The organism is Actinoalloteichus spitiensis RMV-1378 (assembly GCF_000239155.1).
GTDB classification, from domain to species: domain Bacteria; phylum Actinomycetota; class Actinomycetes; order Mycobacteriales; family Pseudonocardiaceae; genus Actinoalloteichus_B; species Actinoalloteichus_B spitiensis.
The window spans coordinates 1-3232 of the sequence record NZ_AGVX02000309.1 but is presented as its reverse complement, the minus strand read 5'-3'; the positions used below and the strand labels follow the sequence as shown (position 1 = coordinate 3232).

Annotated in this window: 3 protein-coding genes; 2 read left to right on the top strand and 1 reads right to left on the bottom strand. The window is 73.0% G+C overall.

Translation table 11 applies throughout. The annotated features are described in order from the left end of the window. Window positions 1-397: 397 nt before the first annotated feature. Window positions 398-1030, bottom strand: a complete 633-nt coding sequence (locus ACTIDRAF_RS0214195) for an SACE_7040 family transcriptional regulator (protein ID WP_016699396.1) — start codon at window positions 1028-1030, stop codon at window positions 398-400. 123 nt (window positions 1031-1153) lie between these two features. Here ACTIDRAF_RS0214195 and ACTIDRAF_RS0214190 point away from each other — a divergent pair, with 123 nt between their 5' ends. Together ACTIDRAF_RS0214190 and ACTIDRAF_RS28895 are read left to right on the top strand one after the other, a co-directional pair. Next, a complete protein-coding gene (locus ACTIDRAF_RS0214190) occupies window positions 1154-2752 on the top strand; it encodes a carboxyl transferase domain-containing protein (protein ID WP_026066099.1) in 1599 nt (532 codons plus the stop codon). Window positions 2753-2829: 77 nt separating this feature from the next. Further along, on the top strand, window positions 2830-3232 hold a 403-nt coding region (locus ACTIDRAF_RS28895), incomplete at its 3' end, for a biotin carboxylase N-terminal domain-containing protein (protein WP_039787350.1).

Here is a 3232-nt window from a genome sequence, read left to right as displayed (position 1 = left end):
CCGGTGCCGGCGCCCGCCGCGGCGAGGCCGGCCGCCATCACCGCGGCCTTCAGAGTGCGCGAGGTCCTGGAAGACAAGGGGGGTTTCTCCTCGGTGTCGGTCGCGAGTGCTGGGGTGGTGGGGCCCGGACCGGACGGACCGGCTGCCGGCGCCCTGCTGGGTCGCGGCGCCAGTGCGCTCCTTGGTCGGCAACGGTTTGAGTGGGGCACTCACGTCGTGCGGGCCGCCACCGCACCCGAGCATGATCGACCTCTTTCCCCGGGCGCTTGAAGATCGAAGCGGAGAAAACCCTCGTTCGAGGGAAGAGAATGACTCGTTCTAGGGATGACCTCGGGCGTGGCGGCCGCGCGACGCGCCGAGACACGTCCGGTGAGGGGAAACCGGATGAACAGGGCCGTCAGGCCTCCTCCCCGGTCGTCCTGAGGGCCTCGGCCAGTGCCGCCCCGGCCATGCGGCGCAGCAGGACCCCCATGGTGGCGGTGTCGACACCGTGCGCGCTGCGCGGAGTGGAGTTGAGCAGCCCGAAGACCGCGTGCGTCGCGGCGCGGAGCCGCTCGGGGGGCGTGGCGGGGGCGAGCCGGGTCAGGACACCCACCCACTCCTCGACGTAGCGACGTTGTGCCGCCCGGATCCGGCGGCGGTCGGCGGTGGGGACGCTGTGGAGCTCGCGGTCGTGGACCCGGATGAGGGCGGGCTGCGTCAGGGCGAACTCGATGTGCCAGGTGAGCAGCGCGGTGAGGGCGTCCTGGGGGGAGGTGGCGTCGGCGACGCGGCGGCGGCCCTCGTCGAGCAGCCGGTGGCTGATGTCGAGCAGCATCTCGCTCAGTACCGACTCCTTGTTGCGGAAGTGCCGGTAGAGGGCGGGACCCGACACACCGACCGCCCCGCCGAGGTCCTCCATGGAGACCCCGAGGAAGCCGCGTTCGGCGAAGAGCGGGGCCGCGGCCGTCAGGATGGCCGCGCGGCGACTGCCCGCGCGGGGCGCCACCGCAGGGGTCGGGCGTTCGGGCTCGGGGTCGCTGTGCTCCACGCGTCCAGGGTAGACGAGGGAGTTAATGGGCATTAACATCGCGGGAACCCGGGTTAACGCTCATTAACGTCTCGGCGGTTCCCGTCGAGGATCGGGAGGCTGGGAGTGACGGACATCGACGTCCTGCGCAGCACCTGCGACCGCGCCGCCGCGTCCTACCGGCGCAACAGGGACGCGCACCTCGCCCTGGTCGCCGAGCTCAGCGACCGGCGGGCCACCGCGGCCCTCGGAGGCCCGGCGAGCGCGCGGGAGCGCCACCTGGCCCGGGGCAAGCTCCTGCCCCGGGAGCGGGTGCACGCCCTGCTGGACCCGGGCTCGCCCTTCCTCGAACTCTCACCGCTGGCGGCGCACGGCCTGTACGACGGCGCCGCACCCGCCGCCGGCGTCATCACCGGTGTGGGACGGGTCTCCGGTCGGGACTGCGTCGTGGTCGCCAACGACGCGACGGTCAAGGGTGGCACGTACTACCCCATGTCGGTGAAGAAGCACCTCCGGGCGCAGGAGGTGGCCCTGCACAACCGCCTGCCCTGCCTCTACCTCGTGGACTCCGGGGGCGCGTTCCTGCCCGCCCAGGACGAGGTGTTCCCCGACCGCGAGCACTTCGGGCGGATCTTCTACAACCAGGCGACCATGTCCGCCCAGGGCATTCCGCAACTGTCCGCGGTCATGGGCTCCTGCACCGCCGGCGGGGCGTACGTACCGGCGATGAGCGACCAGACCGTGATCGTGCGGGACCAGGGCACGATCTTCCTGGGTGGACCGCCCCTGGTGAAGGCGGCCACAGGCGAGGAGGTCAGCGCCGAGGACCTCGGCGGCGGCGACCTGCACGCCCGGGTCTCCGGGGTCACCGACCACCTCGCGGTGGACGACGCGCACGCCCTGCGGCTGTTGCGGGGCATGGTGGACACCCTCGGTCCGATGTCGGCGCCACCGTGGGAGACGCGCCCGCCCGAGCCGCCCGCCGTGGACCCGGACGACCTCTACGGCATGGTCCCGGTCGACCCGCGCGTGCCCTACGACGTCCGGGAGGTCATCGCCAGGCTGGTCGACCGCAGCGAGTTCGCCGAGTTCAAGGCGGACTACGGCCCCACTCTGGTCACCGGCTTCGCCTGGCTGCACGGGCACCCCGTCGGGATCATCGCCAACAACGGCGTGCTGTTCTCGGAGTCCGCCCTCAAGGGGGCGCACTTCGTCCAGCTCTGCGACCGGAGGGGCATCCCCCTGGTCTTCCTCCAGAACATCAGCGGCTTCATGGTGGGCCGGGAGTACGAGGCTGGTGGCATCGCCAAGCACGGCGCCAAGATGGTCACCGCCGTGGCGTGCGCCCGGGTCCCGAAGTTCACCGTCGTCATCGGCGGTTCCTTCGGAGCCGGGAACTACAGCATGTGCGGGCGTGCCTACTCACCCCGCTTCCTCTGGATGTGGCCCAACGCGCGGATCTCGGTGATGGGCGGCGAGCAGGCCGCGTCCGTGCTGGCCACGGTCCGCCGCGACCAGCTCGAGGCCAGGGGGCAGGAGTGGTCCGCCGCCGACGAGGAGGCCTTCCGCGCGCCGATCCGGGCCCAGTACGAGGAGCAGGGCAGCCCCTACTACTCCACGGCGCGGCTGTGGGACGACGGGGTGATCGACCCGGCGGACACCAGGACCGCGTTGGCACTCGGGCTGTCCGCCGCCGCGAACGCGCCGCTGGCGCCCGTCGGCTACGGCGTCTTCCGGATGTGACCGGGCGACCGGCGCCACCGGTTTCCGGGGCAGGCGGCGGAGCCGCCGTGGTGAGCAGGGAGGACCTTGACGTGCGAGTGACGGACACGGTGCTGGTGGCCAACAGGGGGGAGATCGCGGTGCGGGTGATCCGCACCCTGCGGGCCACCGGGCGGCGCGCGGTCGCGGTGCACACCGAGGAGGACACCGACGCCCCGCACGTGAGGGCGGCGGACGAGGCCGTCGCCCTCACCGACGGGCAGGGGAGGCCGTCGACCTACCTGGACGTCGACGCGGTGCTCGCCGCCGCCCGGCGGAGCGGGGCCGGCGCCGTGCACCCCGGCTACGGGTTCCTCGCCGAGAACGCGGCCTTCGCCACGGCGTGCCGCCGCGCCGGGATGGCCTTCGTCGGGCCTTCCCCGGGGGCCATCGAGACGATGGGGGACAAGATCCGGGCGAAGGCCGCCGTCGCGGCGGCCGGGGGACCGGTGCTCCCGGGGG